This is a genomic window from Ligilactobacillus sp. JN-6 (Y).1 (assembly GCF_058111525.1).
Map to the genome: position 1 here is coordinate 338,048 of NZ_CM176599.1, position 21,754 is coordinate 359,801.

General features: G+C 41.4%; 26 protein-coding genes and 2 pseudogenes. All 28 read right to left on the bottom strand.

Annotation, left to right across the window (positions count from 1 at the left end):
* Window positions 1–32: 32 nt before the first annotated feature.
* Window positions 33–545: a chemotaxis protein CheD gene (locus AC3XNE_RS01660; protein WP_489832527.1), complete on the bottom strand. Its 513-nt coding sequence runs from the start codon at window positions 543–545 to the stop codon at window positions 33–35.
* Window positions 520–1,020, bottom strand: a complete 501-nt coding sequence (locus AC3XNE_RS01665; RefSeq protein WP_489832528.1) for a chemotaxis protein CheW — start codon at window positions 1,018–1,020, stop codon at window positions 520–522. The genes AC3XNE_RS01660 and AC3XNE_RS01665 overlap by 26 nt, the downstream gene beginning before the upstream one ends.
* A 108-nt stretch (window positions 1,021–1,128) precedes the next feature.
* Entirely contained in the window at window positions 1,129–1,836 is a 708-nt protein-coding gene (locus tag AC3XNE_RS01670; protein WP_489832529.1) for a cell division ATP-binding protein FtsE, read from the bottom strand.
* A gap of 14 nt (window positions 1,837–1,850) precedes the next feature.
* On the bottom strand, window positions 1,851–2,606 hold the full coding sequence (locus tag AC3XNE_RS01675) for a flagellar hook-basal body protein (protein WP_489832530.1): 756 nt from the start codon (window positions 2,604–2,606) through the stop codon (window positions 1,851–1,853).
* A 33-nt stretch (window positions 2,607–2,639) separates the two neighbouring features.
* Window positions 2,640–3,344, bottom strand: a complete 705-nt coding sequence (locus AC3XNE_RS01680; protein ID WP_489832531.1) for a flagellar hook-basal body protein — start codon at window positions 3,342–3,344, stop codon at window positions 2,640–2,642.
* Window positions 3,334–4,041, bottom strand: a pseudogene (locus tag AC3XNE_RS01685) (sigma-70 family RNA polymerase sigma factor). Before AC3XNE_RS01685 ends, AC3XNE_RS01680 begins: the two are co-directional and overlap by 11 nt.
* Before the next feature lie 279 nt (window positions 4,042–4,320).
* Window positions 4,321–6,396, bottom strand: coding sequence for a flagellar biosynthesis protein FlhA (gene flhA, locus AC3XNE_RS01690; RefSeq protein WP_489832532.1), 2,076 nt, complete (start codon window positions 6,394–6,396; stop codon window positions 4,321–4,323).
* A gap of 31 nt (window positions 6,397–6,427) precedes the next feature.
* Window positions 6,428–7,492: an EscU/YscU/HrcU family type III secretion system export apparatus switch protein gene (locus AC3XNE_RS01695; RefSeq protein WP_489832533.1), complete on the bottom strand. Its 1,065-nt coding sequence runs from the start codon at window positions 7,490–7,492 to the stop codon at window positions 6,428–6,430.
* Window positions 7,493–7,519: 27 nt separating this feature from the next.
* Window positions 7,520–8,121: pseudogene (locus AC3XNE_RS01700) on the bottom strand (flagellar biosynthetic protein FliR).
* Window positions 8,122–8,263: 142 nt separating this feature from the next.
* A complete protein-coding gene (locus AC3XNE_RS01705; protein ID WP_079578404.1) occupies window positions 8,264–9,574 on the bottom strand; it encodes an IS1380 family transposase in 1,311 nt (436 codons plus the stop codon).
* 150 nt (window positions 9,575–9,724) lie between these two features.
* The gene (locus AC3XNE_RS01710; RefSeq protein WP_489832534.1) at window positions 9,725–9,901 is read right to left on the bottom strand and encodes a flagellar biosynthetic protein FliR; all 177 of its coding nucleotides are present in this window, start codon (window positions 9,899–9,901) and stop codon (window positions 9,725–9,727) included.
* A gap of 5 nt (window positions 9,902–9,906) precedes the next feature.
* Window positions 9,907–10,170 carry a flagellar biosynthesis protein FliQ gene (fliQ, locus tag AC3XNE_RS01715; RefSeq protein WP_489832535.1) on the bottom strand — a complete coding sequence of 88 codons (264 nt, stop codon included), beginning with the start codon at window positions 10,168–10,170 and terminating at the stop codon, window positions 9,907–9,909.
* A 10-nt stretch (window positions 10,171–10,180) separates the two neighbouring features.
* Entirely contained in the window at window positions 10,181–10,951 is a 771-nt protein-coding gene (gene fliP / locus AC3XNE_RS01720; RefSeq protein ID WP_489832536.1) for a flagellar type III secretion system pore protein FliP, read from the bottom strand.
* On the bottom strand, window positions 10,948–11,304 hold the full coding sequence (locus AC3XNE_RS01725) for a flagellar biosynthetic protein FliO (protein WP_489832537.1): 357 nt from the start codon (window positions 11,302–11,304) through the stop codon (window positions 10,948–10,950). Before AC3XNE_RS01725 ends, fliP begins: the two co-directional genes overlap by 4 nt.
* A gap of 24 nt (window positions 11,305–11,328) precedes the next feature.
* Window positions 11,329–11,496, bottom strand: coding sequence for a flagellar basal body-associated FliL family protein (locus AC3XNE_RS01730; RefSeq protein WP_489832538.1), 168 nt, complete (start codon window positions 11,494–11,496; stop codon window positions 11,329–11,331).
* Window positions 11,497–11,514: 18 nt separating this feature from the next.
* The gene (locus tag AC3XNE_RS01735) at window positions 11,515–11,844 is read right to left on the bottom strand and encodes a flagellar basal body-associated FliL family protein (RefSeq protein WP_489832539.1); all 330 of its coding nucleotides are present in this window, start codon (window positions 11,842–11,844) and stop codon (window positions 11,515–11,517) included.
* Window positions 11,822–12,052, bottom strand: a complete 231-nt coding sequence (locus AC3XNE_RS01740) for a flagellar FlbD family protein (protein ID WP_489832540.1) — start codon at window positions 12,050–12,052, stop codon at window positions 11,822–11,824. Before AC3XNE_RS01740 ends, AC3XNE_RS01735 begins: the two co-directional genes overlap by 23 nt.
* Window positions 12,053–12,262: 210 nt before the next feature.
* Window positions 12,263–13,102 carry a flagellar hook-basal body complex protein gene (locus AC3XNE_RS01745; protein ID WP_489832541.1) on the bottom strand — a complete coding sequence of 280 codons (840 nt, stop codon included), beginning with the start codon at window positions 13,100–13,102 and terminating at the stop codon, window positions 12,263–12,265.
* A gap of 155 nt (window positions 13,103–13,257) precedes the next feature.
* Window positions 13,258–13,728, bottom strand: a complete 471-nt coding sequence (locus tag AC3XNE_RS01750; RefSeq protein ID WP_489832542.1) for a flagellar hook capping FlgD N-terminal domain-containing protein — start codon at window positions 13,726–13,728, stop codon at window positions 13,258–13,260.
* A 135-nt stretch (window positions 13,729–13,863) separates the two neighbouring features.
* On the bottom strand, window positions 13,864–15,402 hold the full coding sequence (locus AC3XNE_RS01755) for a hypothetical protein (RefSeq protein ID WP_489832543.1): 1,539 nt from the start codon (window positions 15,400–15,402) through the stop codon (window positions 13,864–13,866).
* Window positions 15,403–15,426: 24 nt separating this feature from the next.
* Entirely contained in the window at window positions 15,427–15,855 is a 429-nt protein-coding gene (gene fliJ / locus AC3XNE_RS01760; protein WP_489832544.1) for a flagellar export protein FliJ, read from the bottom strand.
* 10 nt (window positions 15,856–15,865) lie between these two features.
* Window positions 15,866–17,227 carry a flagellar protein export ATPase FliI gene (fliI, locus tag AC3XNE_RS01765; protein ID WP_489832545.1) on the bottom strand — a complete coding sequence of 454 codons (1,362 nt, stop codon included), beginning with the start codon at window positions 17,225–17,227 and terminating at the stop codon, window positions 15,866–15,868.
* A 9-nt stretch (window positions 17,228–17,236) separates the two neighbouring features.
* Window positions 17,237–17,956 carry a FliH/SctL family protein gene (locus AC3XNE_RS01770; protein WP_489832546.1) on the bottom strand — a complete coding sequence of 240 codons (720 nt, stop codon included), beginning with the start codon at window positions 17,954–17,956 and terminating at the stop codon, window positions 17,237–17,239.
* Window positions 17,946–18,947 carry a flagellar motor switch protein FliG gene (gene fliG, locus AC3XNE_RS01775; RefSeq protein ID WP_489832547.1) on the bottom strand — a complete coding sequence of 334 codons (1,002 nt, stop codon included), beginning with the start codon at window positions 18,945–18,947 and terminating at the stop codon, window positions 17,946–17,948. Before fliG ends, AC3XNE_RS01770 begins: the two co-directional genes overlap by 11 nt.
* A 15-nt stretch (window positions 18,948–18,962) precedes the next feature.
* Window positions 18,963–20,522 (bottom strand): flagellar basal-body MS-ring/collar protein FliF, encoded by a 1,560-nt coding sequence (gene fliF / locus AC3XNE_RS01780; protein WP_489832548.1) that lies wholly within the window; start codon window positions 20,520–20,522, stop codon window positions 18,963–18,965.
* A gap of 21 nt (window positions 20,523–20,543) precedes the next feature.
* On the bottom strand, window positions 20,544–20,864 hold the full coding sequence (gene fliE, locus AC3XNE_RS01785) for a flagellar hook-basal body complex protein FliE (RefSeq protein WP_489832549.1): 321 nt from the start codon (window positions 20,862–20,864) through the stop codon (window positions 20,544–20,546).
* A 10-nt stretch (window positions 20,865–20,874) separates the two neighbouring features.
* Complete coding sequence (gene flgC / locus AC3XNE_RS01790) at window positions 20,875–21,315, bottom strand: flagellar basal body rod protein FlgC (RefSeq protein ID WP_489832550.1); 441 nt, start codon at window positions 21,313–21,315, stop codon at window positions 20,875–20,877.
* Between the two features lie 40 nt (window positions 21,316–21,355).
* Window positions 21,356–21,730, bottom strand: coding sequence for a flagellar basal body rod protein FlgB (flgB, locus tag AC3XNE_RS01795; protein ID WP_489832551.1), 375 nt, complete (start codon window positions 21,728–21,730; stop codon window positions 21,356–21,358).
* Window positions 21,731–21,754 lie beyond the last annotated feature (24 nt).

Here is a 21,754-nt window from a genome sequence, read left to right on the forward strand (position 1 = left end):
AAATTCATCTACACCTTGACTGCTTTCACTCGTTAAATATATTTGCTTTCTTGTCTCACAGCCCTGATCAAGGTCGAAAAATTATTCAAGTCAACGATCATCGTTCTTCCGCTACTTCCCCCAATGTCTTGTCCCACTACCGGTATCTTTAGATCCTTCAGTTGTTTTAAAACAGCATCAACGTTTCTTTGACCGATGTTAGCCGTAGCCAAATTGTTCTTAAAACCAAACATATTTGCTCCGCCCGAGATCTTAGCCTGAAAATTAGCATCTGGTGCTTTTCTTTTAAGTTCTTTGACCATCAATGGCAGGGCAGTATTGGCATATTTGGCTAAATTCAGATCTTCAGTGTTTCCTTTTTCAAATGGCTTACTGTCAGGCAACATAATGTGACTCAATCCGCCAACTTTTGACACTGGATCATAAACTATCGTACCGATGCAAGAGCCTAGTCCTACGGTCATTATCTTGTATGGAGCGGTTGAGATCTTGTAATCAGAAATGCCCACTCTGGTTTCATTAGTGTTGTGTGGTATCATCCGCATTCTCTTCTTCTTTAGAATTTCCAGTAACGGAATCTACAAACGATGCGATCTCCTCTTCTTGAGAACGATCAAACAGATAATCGAGGTCCAGCTCGATCACTATTTCATCACCCATCTTTAAAAATTGATTAATATACGCACGCTTGAGTGAAAAAAGAGCCAGATCTTTTTCATGATCTGTTTCACTCAAAGACATAATACCAACAATTTGTTCCACAAAAATACCCATCGTTTGTTTTTGCCGACGAGCTAATACCACCTTTGAATCCTGTGTGAGTGGCGACAACTCACCGTAAAGCCTCTTACCCAGATCGACGATCGGCAGCATTTGTTCTTGATATTCATATACACCCAACACATAGTCAGGCACTTCAGGCAATGCTATAAAATTTTCAGTTTCTATAACTCGTTTAACTATTTCTACCGGTAAAGCAAAAATTTGCTTACAACTTTTAAAAACAACATATTGTTCCAACTTTGTGCCCCCCTTAACTTCTGCTACACTTAAAGCACTGATTTCCTAAATTTGGTAAAACGACATCCTGCTTTGTTATATCGGTTAAAAATCAACTTTTTAAACCTTTTACCAGACATAGATGTCCTTAGGGTCAGAAAACTTAGAATAACCACCATGTGGATCGTCACGGATCAACTGTCCGTTTTTTAATTCCAAAGTTCGATGTCGTAACGAATTGACCATTGTGCTGTCATGCGTTGCTACAATGATCGTCGCTCCTTGTTGATTAAGGCGGAAAAAGATCTGCATGACCTCTTTAGCCGATTTAACGTCTAAGTTGGCCGTTGGCTCATCAGCTATAACGATAGGCGGATGATTTAACAATGCACGAGCAATGGCTACTTTCTTTTGTTGACCTATCGAAAGCTCTCGTGGCAAGCGACCTGTGAATTGCATCATCTCAACGCGAGACAAAACTTCTTCCATTCGTTCTCCCCACTTTTTTGCGGGAATATTTAAGGCTGACATACAAGTTTCCAAATTCTCTTTGATCGTCAAACGTGGTAAAAAAATGTCTCTTTGAGAAACGATCCCCAGCTGGCGGCGTAATTTATAGACTTGACCATCCTTCAAATACTCGACCGCGATATTACCAATTCGGACCGTGCCAGAATCAATAGTACGTTGGGCACTCAAGACATCGAGTAAAGTTGTCTTACCTGCACCGCTTGGCCCAACAAGGTAGACAAACTCTCCCTGTTCAATAAGGCAAGAGATATTATTGTTTGCCCAAACTTCACCATATTTTTTGTTTACATCTTTAAGTTCGATCACTTTTTTCTCCTAAATCACTCGGTAAAACGATTGATCGTTTCCATCATCTCATCCGTAGATGTAGCCGCCTTGGCATTCATTTGATAAGACCGTTGTGCCGTCATCATCTCTGTCATCTGACTGGCCAGGTCGACATTTGAACTTTCAAGAGTCCCTTGGAGTACGCTATTTTCTGGCCCAGCAAGTCTGAAACCACCATTTGTTCGATATAAGTTATCACCAACTGAAACCAACGAATGCGCATTATTAGGTACAAACAGGCGTAAGGAGCCCAATACTCTATTACCAGATCTGATCATCCCAGCGCGGTCGATTTTCAAATCCCCTGTGGGCCAGTTTTGTTCAGGGACCTGCGCGTTAACTGCCACCCGATAGCCGTTACTAGCAATCAGACCACCAGTTGCATCACGGTGAAAGTTTCCAGCTTTGGTCAAATATGTATTACCGTTAGGTCCAATGATCCCAAAGAATGCATTTCCATTAATAGCCAAGTCAAGTGAACGTCTCGTCTTTTCAAACTGTCCCACTTGGTCGTCGATTCGTGCTCCATTAGCGTTTAACCCCGTATTTGAAACAACTTTCGCGTTGGAAGTTCCAAGGGCGCCATCGTTATTAGTCAAGTTATTATTCATTAGTTCATTGAAAGAACTAACGATCCCCTTATAACCTACTGTCCCTACGTTCGCAATATTATGTGAAATATTATCCAGTTCGTTTTGCATCCCATTCAAACCAGTCCTATTAATAGACAAAATAGAATTTAAGTTCATTTCGCATACTCCTTACTTTTTAATTTATCGACATTAGATCCTTCCCAATTGATCGACCGCTTTTTCTAGTGTCGAATTAGTAGCGGATAATACTTTTTGCTGTGCTTGAAATTGCCGACCGGTTTCCATCAGGGCAACCATTTCATCTGCGGAAGAAACATTAGAATTTTCAAGCATTCCTGCTTGAACTGGCAAATCGACCTGTCGTGCACCTTGGCCCATATAAAGAGTACCACCAACATTTTGCAGCTGTGTATTTTCTGGAAAAGTCACTATCATCGAGTCTCGCTGCCCCTGATCAGCAGCAACTGGACTGCCATTACGACCAAGAACTTGAAACCCTTCTGCTGTTACTAATTGACCCGCATTATTAACAGAGAAATGGCCATCACGAGTATAGGCCAGTTGTCCATTTCCCATCCTGACTGTAAAAAAGCCGTTGCCTTGGATAGCAAGATCCGTTGGCAAATCAGTTGGGTCAAGTGAACCCTTTTGCATATCAAGTTCGCTGCCTTGTATTTGATTTCCCCAACTATAACCACCGATCTCATGGCGTGTCTCATTTTTAGGTCCTGCCTGATTATTATGTAACTGTGCCTCAGCCATAGTTGATTCAAATAAGTTTTTTTGCAGGTAGCCTGGTGTCTTAATGTTGGCAATATTACTGCTGATGTTTTCTTGCTGGGCCTGCAATACATTAAAACTGTGTCTTAAAGTATCGATTCCTCTAATCATCATTTTCCTCCATAAATCCTTTTAACTTTGCTATTACACGCCCATGGATCTGTGAAACGCGTGCGATCGAGACCTCTAAAACCAAACTAATTTCCTTCAAGGTCATTTCTTGCTCATAATACAAACTTAAAATTAACTGTTCACGTTCAGAAAGCTTGCCTATTGCGACTGTTAATTCATGTTTCATTTCTGTTTCTAATAAGTGAGTCTGCGCGTCTCCCACTTTTTTGTCGTGGAAAACTTCTTGTTTAGTCAGAGTTGCTTCTCAAGAAAACAAAACATCTTCTAAGGAAATACTGGCCATAAAATGTAAACTTTCATACACATCGTTCAGCTTTTTTTGCGTGATCTGAAGCTTCTGACACAATTCCTTATCGGTCGCTTCTCGTTTCAGTTCCTGTTCTAACTCTTGTTTGCCACGATAATAACGAGTCAGATCGTCAAACTTATAGCGCGACAAACGCCCATGACTGCGGATCTCATCGATAATTGTCCCGCGGATACGAACATAGGCATAGCTTTCAAATGGTACTTTCTTGTGCGGATCAAATTTTTTCAGGGCGTCTATCAACCCGATCACTCCAGTGTTGAATAGATCCTCATAGTCGTATTCGGCGCTTTTAACAGTGATCCGAGCAACTACTTTTTCAACCAAGGGCAAATATTTCATAACTTGATCTTCCATATTCATCTCATACAAGAGAAAGCTCCTTTCAATATAAAGTAAGGTGAAGTAGGAGCAGGGGGACTAACAACCCTTTACGATTGCAACTAGTTGAAAAGATTGGATGCAGGCACATCTTTCTCATACTTGCTCTGGCTAATTCAATTGCTGGACCAACTTGGCTCGCCCTGCTCCGGCAAATCCAAATGCCAGTCCTTCTTCCACATACTTACCCCGGCTAATTCAAATACCGGACCAGCTTGACTTGACTTAACCCGAGTGCCTCACCCACAGAATTATTTTCGACACCCCACTTTAAAACTGTAGCTGTCCAACTGCTTCGATCCCTACTTCATTTGGGATCTCATTTAAAGATAAGACAGCCATATCTGGAAAGTTAAATGACAACAATTTTCTAAACGCCATTCTGGTCTGAGGATTAGTCAACAGTACAAATGAAACATCGTCGACTAACAATTTTTGATTTAACTCATTCACCGCGTCTAGCAACTTATTCACTGTGTCCGGCTGTAAAACTGGGTAAGAACCAGTTGCGGTTTTCTTAATACTTTGCGCAACCATCTCCTCAATTTTTGGATGGATCGTTACCGCATAGATCTTATTATTTTCGTCAATATACTTGTTGGCGATCGTTCGTCTCAAAGACTGGCGGACATATTCTGTCAGCGTTTCAGTATCTTTGGTAACAGTACCATAATCAGCTAAGGTTTCTAAAATGCTCGCAAGATCGTTGATCGGAACTTTTTCTTCCAATAAATTCTGCAAGACTTTTTCAACTTCGCCTAACCGTAGAATGTCCGGTATCAATTCATCGACCACAACGTTGCTTTGCTGTTTGATACCTTCCAATAACTGCTTGACTTCTTGTCTTCCCAACAGTTCAGGGGCATGTGAATAGATCACTTCTTTCAAATGAGTCGCAATGACCGTTAATGGCTCAATAACTGTGAATCCTTGCAAGTCGGCTGATTCTTTATCGCTTTCTTCGATCCACTTTGCATCCAAGTGAAAAGCTGGTTCTACTGCCTGAATTCCATCAAAAGGTATTTCGCCGCCTGTCGGACTGAAGACCATGTACTTATCTGGATAAATATTTCCCGTTCCGACTTCATTTCCTTTGATCTTGATCGAATAATTATTAGCATCTAAGTACAAGTTATCCCTGATCCTCACGGGACTGACCAAGATCCCTAATTCATGAGCAGTTTGTTTGCGCAAAGCAATGATCCTGCTCATCAAACTATTATCGATCGAGCTATCGACCAGCGGGATAAGTGAATAACCGATCTCGATCGCCAGCGTTTCGACTTGAAAATCAGCCACGTCTTCATCTTCTTGAACGTCTTTTTTCTTCTGTAGCTCCAAAGTTCGTTTTCTTTGTTGTTCATCTTTAATTTTTCTAGCATCCTGTTGTTTGATCAGAAAACTTATCCCAAATAAAACCAGACCCATCATCATAAACGGGATAAATGGAAAGCCGGGCACAATGGACAAGACTAGTAAGATCCCTGGCACGATCCGAAATATTTGTGGGTTACGGAGTGCATCTTCTACGATATCCTTACCAAACGTACTATTATTGTCAGAACGAGTAACGATGATACCTGAAGCGATCGAGATCAATAATGAAGGGATCGAGCTGACTAAGCCATCACCGATCGATAGTTTGCCAAACTGCGATAAAGCCTCCATTGCGCTTAGGTCACCATTCATGGAAAAGATGATTGTTCCACCGATCAAATTGACCAATACAATTACAATGCCCGCGATCGCATCGCCTTTGACGAATTTGCTAGCCCCATCCATCGAGCCGTAGAAGTCCGCTTCTCGTTGAAGGTCTTCGCGGCGCTTTCTAGCCTGTTTCTCGTCGATCAAACCAGAATTTAAATCTGAATCGATCGCCATCTGTTTGCCTGGCATCGCATCCAAGGTAAAGCGGGCTGATACTTCTGAAACACGCCCAGAACCGTTAGTCACAACAACTAGCTGAACTATCATGATGATCACAAATAAGATGATCCCCACAATATAATTTTTCCCGGCAACAACGTCGGCGAAAGCGGTAATTACATGTCCGCCATCGCCTTGTGTTAAGATCGCGCGAGTCGAAGACATATTCAAACCAAGTTTGAACATCGTAGTGAGTAAAAGTAGTGTCGGAAAAGTAGTGAATTCTAAGACAGAGTGAGTAAACATTGTGATCAACAAAATATTCATAGCAATCGCTATATTGACCGTGATCAACAAGTCTAAGACCGGTAACGGAAGCGGGATAATAATCAAACCAATGATACTGACAACTAAAAGTGAAACTAGCAGATCAGCTGGTTTGAGCGCATTTTTAGGCGCTGCGTTTTGCTTGTTTTTCATTGTTCACTCTCTCCTATCAGCTTTTACTGCCTTATATTTTGTACTTAGCTTCTTTATCCAATTGGTAAACTAAAGCTATTAAATCAGCCACCGGTTCAAAAAATTCTTCTGGAATAAAGTCACCAGCTTCGATCTCAGGGTAGATTGCTCGTGCCAGCGGTTTGTTCTCAATGATTGGAACATCATTTTTTCTTGCTTTTTCTTTCATTTTTAAAGCGATCTCATCTGCCCCCTTAGCAAGCAACTGCGGGACTGGCGTGTCGATCTTGTCATACTTAATTGCTAATGCCAAATGAGTTGGATTGATCAAAACGACCGTCGCTTCTTTGACCTGTGCGATCGAGTTACGCACCATTGCCTGGTATTTTGCTTTCCGTTGAGCTTTGACCTTGGGATCGCCTTCCATTTGTTTCATTTCTTCTTTAATTTCTTGTTTGGACATTTTCAATTTCTTCGTCCTACTAAAGTTTTGATAAGCAAGATCCACTGCGCCTAACACCAGCAAAACCAGGGCGATCTGCATCCCTAATTCTTTACAAAAATTCAAGATAAAAAATAAGATCTTCGCAGGCCCGACCGTGCTTGCATTTAAAATGTCACGTAAAGAAGCTATGTATTTGCGATAACATAGATACGCTATCAGCAAAAATTTGGCCACAGTTTTTCCCATATTTACTAAAGCGTCCAAACCGACCATTCGCTTAAACCCGCTTACAGAGTTCAACCGTTTGAAGTCTGGCTTCAATGGCTTAGATGTAAACAAAAAACCAATTTGAACAAAGTTCCCTAAAAAACTGATCAAATAACCCGCTATCAAAAAAGGAGCTGCAACAAATAAGACCATGAAGACTGCCTGGAAACCAACTTTTGGCAAATCAGAATACAAAGCTTGATAGTTATCTAATTGCTCGATAAATGCCGTCAAATATGGGAAAAATTTTCCTAACCCAAGCTCCCACCCGGGAATGAAAATAAACGAAAAAATCAGTAATGCCAAAGCGGCCGTTAAGTCGGGGCTCCTAGCGACATTGCCTTTTTTGCGCGCATCTTTCTTCCGCTTAGAAGTCGGTTTTTCAGTTTTACCATCTTTATCCATGGCTAATTTATCTCCTATAAAAACAAATTACATTTTGCCCAGTGAACGTAAAAATTCGAGCAAATATTTATACGACTGTGGGATCGTCTTCCCTAGTAATTCCATCACGTTAGGCAACATGATCAAAAAGATGATCATCCCGACAGTAGATTTCAATGACAGACTCAACATCAACACATTCATTTGCGGAACAGAACGTGACAAGATCCCCAAAACAATATCGATCACCATCACAGCGATGATCAAAGGGACGGCCACATTAAAAGCAAGTGTGATAGTTTTACCAGTTAAAAGCACAACTCCTTTGACACCGGCATTGGTAAGAGTTGCGGTCCCTAATGGTACGAGCGAAAAAGAAGCCATCACTGCTCGAAAGAGTTCTATGTGAAAATTTAAGATGAAAAAACAGCTAGTGCCAGCCAGTAATAAATCCGTCCAAACTGTGAACTTGGAACTTCCATTGTCCTGTCATAAGCTTGTCCCATCGAAAAGCCATTCTGAAAATCGATCAACGACCCTGCCATGATAACTGCTTGAAAAACCAGTTGACTGACATAACCCATGGCCAGTCCCAACAAAGTTTCTTTTAAAGCTGCTAAAGAGAAGATAATAATACCTGAATTATTCATACTTTTCGTTGCAGTTAAAACTTTGTGCAAAGTTACTTTAGTGTGTAAAAAAAGCAGCTTTTTGTTAGTTTTGTTGTCGGACTGTTTAAAAAAGGACAGACTTCACCCTTTCCCTAAGAAAAACATTTTTTATTTTGTGAGTTCACAGCGGATATATTTTTAGATTTTGAATCTTGAACAGTGTCTGCCAAAATAATTTATCGAACACATTGGTCTGAGATAAATGGACCCAGACTTGACGCGCATGGTGCGTGACCTTAGCTGCCACATGGAGTAATTTAAAACGGATCGTCCCGACCTGAGCGTGTTTAAGCTTTGTTGGTAAAACTAAGTTCTTCATGGCTTGCAGTATATTATAAGCGACCCCAGCTACCAGCATCCGGAACTCATTGGCCTCAAAACTAGAACTGTCCGTTTTATCAAAGTGAAAGCCACGTTTAACTTCTTTGATCAAGTCTTCCATGGAACCGCGTTGGTGATAGAGGGCAAAGACTTGTGGACCGCTTAATTCTTCCAAGTTGGTCACGATAAACTCATGGTCAAACAGAAAGTTGCCCGCCGGCCGCGTTGATTTAATAATCACACGATAAGGTCGTGACCAACTTTGAGGACAATAGTCTCGCAGGACATGCCATTGGACTTCAGCTTCGGTGAAGTCCTGGTCACCCACTTGGATCAGGTGCTCAGCCCGACTTTGGAGCTGGTAGTTCGCTTTTAAACGAATCACGAACTTAGCCTGCTTTTTATCACACGCATGGTAGATCCCTGGAGCTGCGAAACCAGAATCTCCCCGCACTAAGACATCCAGGGAAGATCCGTCATAGGCCCGTAAGCTCCGTAATAAAAATTTAGTCGCACCTTGGGAAGTATAGCGATTGCCGGGGCGTAATTGAGCATTCAACAAGCAGCCCGATAAAGCATCAAAGGCTAGTAAAGGATGATAACCGTTGGTCTGGTAGTGACCGTTATAAGCACTCTTTTCTTGGTCACCAAACGTATCGGCATGTGTCGAATCTAGATCAAGGATCAGCTGATGTTGATTTAGCTGCCCAAGAACAAAGTGAGCTACCGAGCCGAGCAATGATTTGACTGAAAAGAGCCCAGACGCTGAAATGTGATTGATAAAGCGTGAAAGTGTCGGCTGGGAAGCGACCGCTTGAGACAAGACCAGCTTAAAATCAACGGCGTGTGACAAGGTATTAGCCGACTGATCTTGGCAGTATCCTGCCAGCAATTGCAACAGCAACTGCTTAAATAAATTGTTCAAGGGAAAGGTACAATATTTACGGTCATCTTTAAAATGCAAGTTATCTTCTAAGAGCTGGTCAAAGTGAATTTGGTGCAGAAATTCAGCAATTAATAAAGTTCCGGCATCGTTCGCTAACTCACCACCGTCATTAGAAATGTTGATCTGGTCATTGAATAAAAGTTTTTCATGATGTAAAGTTGACATAAGGAGCACTCCTGTTCTTTGTGGTTTTCAACGACTTAACAATAGCGCAGGATGTGCTCTTTTTGTACACCCAACAGGTGAAAAACGAAAAAGATGCGAACTAGCATGACAACAACAAAAAGTAGTCCTTAAGGGAAAAGTATGAATAATTCAGGTAATACTCATTTCTTTAATTTGACCAACCAAGGGAACAGCGGCAACTGCCAAGCTTCCACCCACGACCAACTTAGCGGTATTTGGAAAACTTTTTTGAGAAAAGATCGGCGCTGTGACCATAAAAGAAAAGATCCGGCAAATTACCAAACAAACTAACTGTATCTCTGCCACTTAAGTCACATCCCCGAGATCAAACGAAAAATATATTCAGTGAATTCTTTGAGCGTTGTGATCATAAAATTTCCGGCTAGGATCAAAGTCACAAAAATTGCAACTAATTTTGGTACAAAGCTTAGCGTTTGCTCTTGGATCTGTGTTGTAGCTTGAAAGATGCTAATGACCAAACCAACAACCATCGCAACTATCACGATCGGACCTGAGACTACTAAGATCCTGATCACAGCTTCTCGCATGACCGTCAAGACTAACGCAACAGACATTAAGCTCCTCCTAACTAAAACTATGGACTAACGATTCAACCAACAAATACCAACCATCGACCATCACGAACAATAACAACTTAAACGGCAACGAGATCATCACCGGTGACAACATGATCATCCCCATTGCCATTAGGACGCTCGAAACAACCATATCTATGATCAAAAAAGGAATAAAAATCAGAAAGCCAATACTAAATGCCGTCCGTAACTCACTAATGATAAAAGCCGGGGTCAGTGTAGTTATGGGCAATGACTTAACATTTTGATAATGATGTTTGTCTTTTGAAACGTCCAAAAACAATTTGACATCTTTTTTACGTGTTTCTTTTCCCATAAATTCTTTGATCCTGACCTCTGACCGGTTAAATGCTTGTTTTTGTGTGATCTCTTGGCGGTTATAAGGTTGGATTGCCTCTTTATATATGTCCTTATAGACGGGTTTCATCGTAAACAAGGTTAAAAACAAGGCCAAGCCAAGTAGAACTTGATTTGGTGGATTCTGTTGCGTGCCTAATGCACTTCTAGTAAACGAAAGTACCATGATGATCCGCGTAAAAGATGTCATCATTACTAGTAATAACGGCACTACAGATAAAATCGTCATCATCACAAATACGTTGACGATTTGAGTAGAATTACCGCTCTGGCCACTATCGACCAGGCTAGTAATGCCACGAGTAACATCATTAAGGTCAGCCGCATGAATAGAAATTGGTCGAAGCCACCAAGTAGTCATCGCCAAACCGCTCAATAATATATTTAATTTTTTCCTAGTCATTGCTTCTTCCTCTTATCCTGCAAATTCATAGCCTTTTCCTTTAATAGTGTTGCAAAATCTTGCTGTTCATTTTTTCGAGTGCCGGAACTTTTAAATAACTCTTCAATTTCTCCTTTAGACAATTCGGAGATCACTGAACTACCCTGCTCGGCTAAATTCATCAAATAATAGTGATCAACGACTTGCACGATACCCAGAGCCGAAGTTTTCGAAACTGCGATCTTTTTAATGACACGAAATTGCAGGTCCTGCGGAGCCACAAACTTCTGCAAGTATTTTAAAAACAAATTGATCAAAACGATCACGACGATCAAACCCACTACCATTTTGACCAAAGACAACGTTAACTCCATTTAAATACTCCTTGTTTGCTTAAATTATTGGATCACAAAATCTGTCACATATACTTCTTGAACTATTGAACTACCATGAGCCTTGTTAACAGCTTCCTTAACTTGCTTCTTGATCACATCGATGCTTTGCCCATTTTTTAACAGATCTGCAGCTTTTTGCGGCTTTAAAACACGGATCATACTATCACGCACTACAGGTATTTCTTTTTTTTAGGTTTCTGCTTGCTGGTCATCGGCCACTAGCAAAGAAACTTTCAACCGTATATATTGCAGGTCAGCTGGATCATCAGTAGCCAAATTAACTATGAATTTTTTGACATTTACCAAACGCTGCTTTTTAGAAATAGCCGTTCCCTTTTCAGCTTCTTCAGCTTTAGGCTTTGTCTCTGAACCAGTAAAATATTTGCCAGAAACTATGGTGCCCGCCGCACTTGCACCAAACGCCAATAGTACAACTATAACTATCAGCAAGCCCCATTTGACCTTACTTGTTTTATTGCCATCTGTTTGTATTTCGTCATTTTTCTTCATTTTTTTCATCACTATCCCCTTCAAAGAGATCTTCACCAACAATGATCTTATGGCGATATTTTATGATCTCTTCTTTGATCTCAAACGCTGTTTCTTTAACCACTAATGTTTTCCCGTCAACAAGTGTGATCACTGTATCTGGGGTCTCATCAATGCGATAGATCAAATCCGGGTTCAAATAAAATTCTTCTCCTTTAAACGAAGTCAATAAAATCATGACTCTGTCTCCTTTTATTTGTATTGTATGATGCAAGGTTTCTAATACTCGCTCTCACGTGCAAACCACGCTGTCTATTGCCAGTCAGCTCAGGACAGCCCCGCATGGCAATAAGTTCCGCTTATCATAACTTAGCACTCATAGCGCACACACCACGCTATAAGTGCTAAGCCCGATAATGCTTATCTCCTAACCGCGTTGCTTCGCTCACTATCTTTTTAGATTGATCAATTCTTGTAACATTTCATCCGACGTCGTGATACTCCTTGAATTTGCCTGATATGCTCTACTCGTCACTATCATATCCGAGAATTCTTGAGCCAAATCGACGTTTGAATCCTCCAGTGTTCCTGCTAGCAAAGTGTTGGTCCCGTCTGATCCCGGTACTACGGTATTTGCATTACCAGAGTCTTGAGAAACTTCGTAAGTACTGTTACCAATTTTGCTTAGACCAGCAGGGTTACTGAAAGTAGCAATAGAAACCGTGCCGATCACTTCATCTTCTCCACCATAACGCGCGGTAACTTTACCACTTGGTCCGATCGAAACATGACCATCAACTAATTTCTGTCCATTTTGACCAGTAGCAGGGATCTTAATAGGCGTTAGTGCGCCCCCCTCTTGACCAGGTGCAAACCCCATCACGCGCAACCCATCTGCATTAGTTAAGTTTCCCGCAGCATCGATTTTCAACGCTCCATTGCGTGAATAAACCTGACCATTATTCCCATCACGCTGAAAAACTAAAAATCCACTACCATTAATATATAGATCTAAAGCACGGCCAGTCGTATTCTGAATGCCTTGTCCCATATCTGTATCGATCGCACCGACCTGCACTCCCAAGCCAACTTGTTTTCCATCAATACCTCCAACGGCCCCTCGAGGTGCTGATGCATTTGCGGTAGTTTGACTTAAAATGTCCGAAAAATTAGCACGGCTTGACTTAAATCCGATCGTGTTGGCATTTGCAATGTTGTTTGAAATAACATCTAACCTTGTCTGTTGACTCTTCATACCTGAAACACCTGAATACAATGAACGTAACATTTAAATTCCTCCTAATATTTTTACGCGATTCAAAATTGATCAGCAACTCTTTTAATTTGGTTCACTCTACCTTGTTTTTAGGACAGCTCGCATGATAATGAGCTTCGAACTATTCCCCGTCATCTCGAGTAGACCGCAATACAACGTGAAATCTGTTAATGCCCCTTTCCTGAACGTGTTGCTCCGCTCACTCCTTTGACAGCTCCCATTTCATACTCAGTCCCATCAATAATCAACTTGGCAATTCCACCCGTAAAGTTGACCTTATCGACTCTGCCTTGCTTTTCATTGCCTTGCTCGTCGACAACTGTGACGTTCTTTCCCATCAAATCGAAGGCTTGTTGCTGTTGGCCTAAAAGTAAAGAATTATTCATCATGGACGACATATTATTTAACTCTTGCAGTGTTGCAAATTGTGCCATTTGTGAAATGTAGTCCGTACCACTACTACTAGGATCACCTTCACCCGGCATAGAAGGATTAGACATTGATGCCGCTAAGATCTTCAAAAAATCGTCCATTGAAAGTCCCAAAGAATTTTTAGTCGCATCGTTTTGAGAAATGCTTTTTGTGGCATTACCTGTATTACCAAGAGTGTTTGCTTGCACTCCACTTAAATTATCCATGAAATATCATTACCCCCCATCAAATCACAAAGTTTAACAAATCAACCCGGACTCAAACACCAACTAGTATTCAATAAATCAAAAACTCAAATCTACATATCCTTAGCTTTAAAACCACATCCTGCTTCGACTCACTCACACCAACATACTGATCGTTCCGGGTCCGCTTCTATCTTCAACCGGCAGATGGTCATCTGGAACTACTTGCGCTCTTAATTTGCGAGCACGTGCAAATTTTCGCTGTTGTGCATGTTCACCTTGCATAAATTCGTCAGCATCTTGTTGTTCGTCAAACAACTCAGCGTTCTCAACAGTCTGTCTACCCACTTCCGATTGTTTGACCGTTTTAACAGGAACCTCAAACTGCAAATGCTCCATGATCTGATCTAGTTTATGCGTTATCTTTTGCAGCATGTCACACACAGTGCTATCTTGCACTTCAAATTTCAAATTGACTGACCGTTGATCAGTTTTTACCAAAACTCTCATTTCTCCCAGATTAGCTGGTTTTAAATTAAAAACTACCTTTGTAGTAGCTCCTTTACTAAATACAAAGCTTTTTTCGACCACAGGAAAAAGCGACTTTTGTAGACTTCTAACGACCTGTTCAAGCGGCTTAGCCACCGTTGCGCCCTTTTGCCCATCACTTATCTGAACTGACGGTTCGGCTTTTGATCCAACCGGGCCAAATTCTTTGTCCACTACTATTGCGCTAAGGTCCAATCGTTCGACTTGCTGTTCTTGAACTACTGCCGCTGTTTTCTCACCCATCACAACTTTTGAACTGACCGTAAAATTTCTTTCTGATCGGTCAATTTGAGCTGCAAAATGTTGACTTTGTATCCGATCTCCTCTTGGAGCTTGTAGCTCCTTGTCCACTTCTCCTAACTCAATCGATCCGCTGACCACCGCTACCATCTTTTCATTGAATTGAGTATTTTTTTGCCCTTCAGTTTGCCTGATTACTTGAACGATCTTTGTTTCATCAGGTGATCTAGCTCGCAAAAATTCTGTAAGCTGTTTCTTTAAGATCTCTTGCTGATCCCGTGATAGCTTAGCCACATCAACAGAAACAACTGGCTTAGTGTCTTTGGACTGGTCTACCTTTTCTAAAATTCCTTCAATTTCCAAAACGTCTTTTTGAGCAGCGTTTGTCGCAATTACCTCTGGATCAAAGTACTGTGAGCTGTTTTTTGTTGAAACAACTTTTCTCACTGCCTGCTCGCCTACGATCGTTTCAGCCTGGTCAGTGTCCGATCCTCCAATCTGAGATCTGCTTTCTTCTTGACTTGGCACATCGCTGCTGACAAATTGTTTTAGTGCGTCTATTAAATCTGGCGTGATACTGATGTTTTGTGAAACAAATACATCGTTCAAAGAAATTTGCCCGTCCATTAACTTCTGAAACAAGTTCGGATCTATCTCTAAAACTTGAACTGGTTCTTTTTCGCTGTTTGACTGTTCATTTTTGCTATGTATTTTGTGCGGCTTTTTTTGCAACTCGTGATCAGAAGCAGCCCTTTTTTGCTCCAAGTCTTCCTTATTTCTGGTTGGGTATTCCTTTTCTTCATTTTGTGTTACAAGAGCTTGAAATCTTTCTTCTTGCTTGGTGGTCGGTTTAGTTTCAACAAGCTGTGGTTCAGTCGTTTGCTTATTTGCGACAACTTTTTGCATGTCAATCGTCCTTCGCTTTCAAAGTCACGCTATTTCTAGCTTTTGCTGTGGTCGGTGAAAATCATCTAACTGGTTTTGTTCTTCGCGTTTTAATTTTTGCTGATATTGCTCCAATTGTTTGTCTTTCAGTCGCTCTAATATTTTTCGCTGCTTTTGTGCTTCGATCAATTCGCTGCGTGCTTGTTCTTTTTGCTCCTGCAAATCAAACATTTGCTCCTGACAGCTAACAATATTCTCGTTCAAAGCTCGTACATACCTCCATGTCACTTGCATACGTCCGACTGAAAATTGTGAGCTTTCAAGTAAGTTATCCTTTTCTTGCAATACTTGCTTGAGCTCCGTATTTTTTTTAGTTTCAAGTTGGTTTATTTCAGCAAATCGTGCTTTGACTTCATCCTCAGTTTGCCAACGATATTCCAATACCTTTTGCAGTGAAAAATTAAACTCTTCCATTTCCGACTACCTACCCTTTCGACGTGGCTCTCCCATCGCTCAAAATACTATTTGAATCAAAAAGCTGTTGCAATCTTTCTTCTGTTTCCTCATAACTTGCAAATTCATCTACCGCTTGTTGCAAAAAATCAGCGACCGGTTTATGCAATTGCACGGCATGATCGATCACAGGATCGCTGCCATTTTTATATGCACCAATGTCTATCAAATCTTTAGCATCCGCGTATGTTTTCAAATTTTCTCGCAGTTCACTGGCATGCATATTATGCTCTGGAACTACCAACGACTTCATCAACCGACTAACACTAGGCTGAATGTCGATCGCTGGATAATGATTTTGCGCTGCAATATCCCGGGACAAAATAATGTGGCCGTCTAAGATCCCACGGACCGCATCGGCAATCGGCTCGTTCATATCGTCGCCTTCTACCAAAACCGTATAAAAAGCCGTGATCGAACCTTTGTCAGACATCCCGCTTCTTTCCAACAACTTCGGTAACTCAGCGAAAACTGAGGGAGTATAACCTCTTGTAGTCGGCGGTTCCCCAGTCGACAAGCCAATTTCACGTTGTGCCATAGCGAAACGTGTGACCGAATCCATCATCAATACCACTTTTTCCCCTTGGTCACGGAAGTACTCAGCGATCGCAGTCGCAGTATAGGCACCCTTAAGGCGGACCAAAGGCGGCATATCAGACGTGGCACAAACGACGATCGATTTGGCATACCCTTCTCCTAAATCTTTTTCAATAAACTCCCGCACTTCACGGCCACGTTCACCGATCAAACCGATCACGATCACATCAGCTTGGCAGTATTTGGCGATCATTCCCAGTAGTGTACTTTTACCAACGCCACTGCCGGCAAAGATCCCTACCCGTTGTCCTTCGCCAACCGTCAATAATCCATCAATTGCTCGAATACCGGTCGGCAAAACTGATTTAATGTTTTGTCGCTTAAACGGATCTGGTGAGGCCTGCATTGCCGGATAGGCAGTCATCTTGGACTGTTCAAGCTTTGCCCCGTTCAATGGTCGCCCCAAACCATCAAATGTATGCCCAAGCATCTCAGGTCCGGTATTAACTTCAAGCTTTTTTCCAGTCGCTGCGACCAAACAACCGGGAGCAATCCCTTCTAGTTCGTCTAAAGGCATCAGTAAGACGGTTTGCTCCACAAAGCCCACGACCTCTGCCATCGTCTTTTTATTTGTACCTTTAACGTAAATCTCACAAAGTTCACCTACAAAGGCTTTCAGACCAGTAACTTTTATTACTAAACCCACGACTTCGCTCACCTTGCCGTACAGCGAATGAAAGGAATGTTTTTTTGCTTGAGTCAAATACTTCTCAAAAGGAATTGCTATCTTTGCCATTTATGTACCTCACAATTGTTTCAGAAAATCTTTTAATTCCTTTTTAATATCAATATCAACAACCGCTTCATTTGATTCCACTCGTATCTGTAAAGCATCCAAACTATCATCATCAAAGATAATATAGCGAATGTCTGGGATTTCGCTTTTGATTTGCTTTAACTTAGTCGACAAAGCATCATGATAGGATGAATTTGCCCAAATAAGTAAAACTTCATCTGCCTTTTCCAATTCAAATAGTAACGGGCTTAAAATCGAAATGATTTTTTTCGGTGCTATTTCCAATTGAGTCTGCAAGATACTTTCAGTCATTTTTTCCACAAAAGAAATAATTTCTGTCTTTTTATCTGCTATATAGTCACTTGACTCTTTTAGACTTTTTTCAACATTAGCTTTAGCTTGGTCGACCAAAGTCGCCATCTCTTTTTTTCCTGCTGTCAAAGCCTGCTGGTAACCATCCTTTTTGCCTTGAGCGTGTCCAGCATCATATGCCTCTTGTTTTATTCTCTGTGCCTCTTCTTGAGCATCCACCAACATTTGAGCTTTAAGTTGTTTTAATTTCTGTTGATAAACCACTGTCTTATGAGCCAACTGTTGATCAAAGGCAGTCAGCTGAGGATCTGGATCAGTCTGCTTATTAGTTTGAGAAACTAAATTGGCTGTTTTAATACTGATTTTTTTACCATGTTCCGGCATCTCTTGTTGTTTCAATATATTTCTAGACAACACTATCTTGCCCTCCTCGACCAATGTAGATCTCGCCTCGTTCATCTAGCCTGCGAATAACTCCCACTACCTTTTGTTGCGCTTCTTCAACAGCTGACAATCTAGTTGGCCCCATAAATTCTAGGTCTTCCTTGATATTTTCAACGGCACGTGTTGACATATTGCCGAAGATAAATTCTTTGATACTGTCTTCACTGCCTTTCAAGGCCAGTTCTAATACGTCGTTTGGCACATCGCGCAATACTTTTTGTACGTCCAAACCTTGCAAAGTCGTAATATCTTCGAAAGTAAACAAGTTAGCCTGTACTTCACTAGCCAATTCTGGTTGTCTAGTTTCCAAGCCAGCCAAAATAGTTTTTTCTGTACTGCGGCCTGTTGAATTCAAAATATCTACCAAAGCACCAACGCCACCGATGTTCTCCCGTTCACCATCAACCACATTAGAGAATTTATTCTCCATAACTTTTTCGATCCGCTGAATAGTCTCGGGTGATGTCGTCGAGATGGTTGCAACTCGTTCGGCGACATCGGCTTGCATTTCATCTGGGAACTGGGCCAAGATACTCGCTGCTTTTTCAGCTTGCATATAGCATAAGATCAAGGCAGTAGTCTGTGGGTGTTCTTCCACTAATAAATTTACCAGTTGCTGTTCGTCAGCCCGCCTGGCAATGTTAAACGGCTGCTCACGTAACTGGATCGTATTCAAAACGTCAAGCACTTCTTTCGCTCTTTGCTGTCCCAACGAATTAACCAGCAGATCCTTGGCATAATCAATACCGCCATCCAAGACATATTCTCTTGCTGTAGCAGTATCAACAAATTCGTCGACCACTGCGTTTTTCTCTTCTTGTGTCACGTAATCTGTATTGGCTATTTCGTAACTGACTTTTTGGATCATATTATCAGGCAAAAGTTTCATTACCTGGGAGGATGCTTCCGACCCTAAAGAGATCATCAAGATCGCAGCTTTTTTAACTCCACTCATTTGAGCCATCACTTTTTCTCCTCCCTAACGATCTTTCATCCAGGCCTTTAGTAATTCGGCCGTGACTGCCGGATTAGTCTGTGCATAATCTTGAGCTTGCTGATCCTTAGTCTTTCTTTCTTTAACTTCTGGTCTCTCCTCAAGCGGCATCACTTCTTCATCTTTGGTACGTAAAGGTTCACTTTCTGCTCCGGAAGGCGGTCCCGGATGTGAAACATCAACGTCATAGTCATCATCGTAATAATCGTCATCTTCATTTGCCCGCTTCTTTCGAAGTATTAAAAATGCGGCAGTTCCTGCGATAATAATGACTCCGATCGGAAGTGCTATATACCACCATGGCACATCATTTTTCTCTGTTTTAGGCCGATGAACTGTTGGCTTTGCGGTTTCAATAGCCAGAGCTTGAACTGTAACTTTGTCGCCACGATCTTTGTCGTAACCGATAGCTGAGCGCACGATACTTTTAATTTGTGCTTGCTGGTCACCACTAACATCTCCTTTAATGGCGACCGAAGTCGTTAACCTTTTTACAGCACCTGGTGCACTGACTTGTTTAGTCACATCTGTATCTAATTCATTGTTGATCGTCCGACTATAAGAAGCTCCATTGTCGTTATCATCACCAGTCACATTAGAAACATTGTCATCAGTTTGCCCGGTCTGAGCTTGTTGGACTTGCTCTTGGTCTCCATTTGCCTGAACATTTTCACTACGCAAATTTGGGTTGCTGTATTTAGTAGTTTTTCGTTCCAGCGCGTCGAAGTTGAGATCAGCATTAACAGCGACACTGATTTTATTTTCCCCGGCTAAAGGACCTAAGACCCGAGTGATCTTTTTTTCAAGCTGCTTTTCAAATTGCTTTTGGATCTGCATATACTTGCTGTTAGCGCCCGTCAGGTCATCATCGTCGTCATTACCATCAGCCAAAACATTGCCATTACTGTCAACGACCTTAACGTTTTGCGCTGTTAGACCTTTGACCGCTCCAGTAGTCAGCTCAACGATCCCTTTAACAGCTGAATTGGAGATCGTATTACCATTCAAAGTCAACGCTACCGATGCCTTGGCTTTCTTTCCCTTAGCATCATAGCTAAACACATCATCATCAGGCATTGTCAACATGACTTTGGCCTTTTTAATAGCGTTGAGAGAGTCGATCGAGCGCTCTAGTTCACCAGTCGTTGCCCGTTGATACATGATCTTACGGTCTTCATCAGTCGTCATCATGCTGGTATCATCAAATAACTCATAACCTTGTGAACTATCCGGCAGCTTATTATCGACCGCCATGTCGATCCGATACTGGTCGACCTTGGTTTTATCAACCAAAACTGTTTTACCATCATCTTTTAACTTGTATTGAATGTCTTGGTCTTCCAAATCTTTAGTTACTGTCCCGGCGTCAGCATCACTCAAATTTGAAAACAAAACAGCATACTCTACTCTGGTATTGAGATAATACACAATACCACCAGCAACAAGTACGCTGAGCAAACCAGTAATGATCGCAATTTTAACCAATCGACTCAAATTAGACCATTGGTCTCTTAAATTACTCCAAAGATCCTTCACTTTATCCACTTCTGTGCCCCCGCTACACGACTAAAACTGCATGTTTTTCAGATCGTTATAAGCCTCCAAGGCTTTATTACGAACTTGAACTGCAGTCTGCAAAGTTAACTGGCTTTCAGTCATGTTGATCATAACTTGTCCTAGATCGTCCTGCTTTCCACTGATCATATCGGTAGTCGAGTGATCCATGACTTTCATGCTTGAATTTAGCCCGGATAAAGCTTGATTTAAATGATCGCTGAATGATTTACCCGTCGGTTTGACTGACTGAGCGAGACCATCTAGTCCTGTAACTTTACGTAGTTGAGCCGAATAATTATCAAAGTTGTTGATACCATTGACCTGTGCCATTTTGTCTCTCCTAGTTTTCTGTTATTTCTAACGCTTTATTCAAAATTTGTTTGTTGACCTGACTCGATGCGACATTTGCCTCGTATGATCTTTGAGATTGGATCAGATCGATCATTTCATCAGCTAAATTAACATTTGGTAAATGGACATAACCATTTTGATCTGCATTTGGATCATTAGGTTTGTAACTTAACTTTTCAGTCTGGTCCTGAGTGATAGTGGTCACTTTGACGCCCGAACTTCGCTTTTTGTTGCCGTAGACGTTGTCGGCGGGACCTGGCTTTACCTGACGTAAATTCTCGGCAAACTGCACTGATTTTTTGCGATATGGTCCGCCTTGTGGAGTTCTTGTCGTATTAACGTTAGCGATATTGTTTGAAGTTATGTCGAGTTTCAAACGTTCTAACGCTAAGCCGCTGGCATTGATCTGTAAACCATTAAAAATGCTCATCGTTTTATCCCCTTACAAAAATATTTCTTGATCAACTACTTTAGTGATTTAAAACATAGCTCAACATTTGGTAGCGTCCCTTGAGCTGTGAGGTCAAAGCACTATAATTTAAGCCATTTTGGGCCTGATTCAACATTTCAACATCCAAATCAACGTTGTTGCCGTTTTCCTTTATGGAAGTACCACTACGTGAATTTTCGCGTGGCAAAATATCACCACCGGCCTGCATATGCATTTTAGCAGTAGTCTTGAGATGGGTTTCTTGCCCCAGAGCATTATTCAACTTACTTTCAAATTCGATCCGCTTAGCTTTGAAACCTGGGGTGTTAACATTAGCAATGTTATTAGCATTTAATTGCGCCCTAGCGGAAGCAACGTTCAAAGCTTCTTTCAGCAATCCATATGTATTTTCCAAGCTTAATTACACTTCTCTCTTTTA

Excerpts from the sequence above, each read along its gene's own strand:
- AC3XNE_RS01745 (WP_489832541.1), bottom strand. The coding sequence starts at position 13,102 with ATGTTACGTTCATTGTATTCAGGTGTTTCAGGTATGAAGAGTCAACAG.
- AC3XNE_RS01735 (WP_489832539.1), bottom strand. The coding sequence starts at position 11,844 with ATGAAAAAAATGAAGAAAAATGACGAAATACAAACAGATGGCAATAAA.
- fliG (WP_489832547.1), bottom strand. The coding sequence starts at position 18,947 with ATGGCTCAAATGAGTGGAGTTAAAAAAGCTGCGATCTTGATGATCTCT.
- AC3XNE_RS01705 (WP_079578404.1), bottom strand. The coding sequence starts at position 9,574 with ATGTCAACTTTACATCATGAAAAACTTTTATTCAATGACCAGATCAAC.
- fliP (WP_489832536.1), bottom strand. The coding sequence starts at position 10,951 with ATGACTAGGAAAAAATTAAATATATTATTGAGCGGTTTGGCGATGACT.
- AC3XNE_RS01660 (WP_489832527.1), bottom strand. The coding sequence starts at position 545 with ATGCGGATGATACCACACAACACTAATGAAACCAGAGTGGGCATTTCT.
- AC3XNE_RS01750 (WP_489832542.1), bottom strand. The coding sequence starts at position 13,728 with ATGGATAATTTAAGTGGAGTGCAAGCAAACACTCTTGGTAATACAGGT.
- fliJ (WP_489832544.1), bottom strand. The coding sequence starts at position 15,855 with ATGGAAGAGTTTAATTTTTCACTGCAAAAGGTATTGGAATATCGTTGG.
- AC3XNE_RS01725 (WP_489832537.1), bottom strand. The coding sequence starts at position 11,304 with ATGGAGTTAACGTTGTCTTTGGTCAAAATGGTAGTGGGTTTGATCGTC.
- flhA (WP_489832532.1), bottom strand. The coding sequence starts at position 6,396 with ATGAAAAACAAGCAAAACGCAGCGCCTAAAAATGCGCTCAAACCAGCT.
- fliI (WP_489832545.1), bottom strand. The coding sequence starts at position 17,227 with ATGGCAAAGATAGCAATTCCTTTTGAGAAGTATTTGACTCAAGCAAAA.
- AC3XNE_RS01755 (WP_489832543.1), bottom strand. The coding sequence starts at position 15,402 with ATGCAAAAAGTTGTCGCAAATAAGCAAACGACTGAACCACAGCTTGTT.
- AC3XNE_RS01675 (WP_489832530.1), bottom strand. The coding sequence starts at position 2,606 with ATGAACTTAAATTCTATTTTGTCTATTAATAGGACTGGTTTGAATGGG.
- fliE (WP_489832549.1), bottom strand. The coding sequence starts at position 20,864 with ATGGCACAGGTCAATGGTATCAACAACTTTGATAATTATTCGGCTCAA.
- AC3XNE_RS01740 (WP_489832540.1), bottom strand. The coding sequence starts at position 12,052 with ATGATTTTATTGACTTCGTTTAAAGGAGAAGAATTTTATTTGAACCCG.
- fliQ (WP_489832535.1), bottom strand. The coding sequence starts at position 10,170 with ATGTCTGTTGCGTTAGTCTTGACGGTCATGCGAGAAGCTGTGATCAGG.
- AC3XNE_RS01680 (WP_489832531.1), bottom strand. The coding sequence starts at position 3,344 with ATGATGATTAGAGGAATCGATACTTTAAGACACAGTTTTAATGTATTG.
- flgC (WP_489832550.1), bottom strand. The coding sequence starts at position 21,315 with ATGAGCATTTTTAATGGTTTACAGATCAATGCCAGCGGCTTAGCGTTA.
- AC3XNE_RS01695 (WP_489832533.1), bottom strand. The coding sequence starts at position 7,492 with ATGGATAAAGATGGTAAAACTGAAAAACCGACTTCTAAGCGGAAGAAA.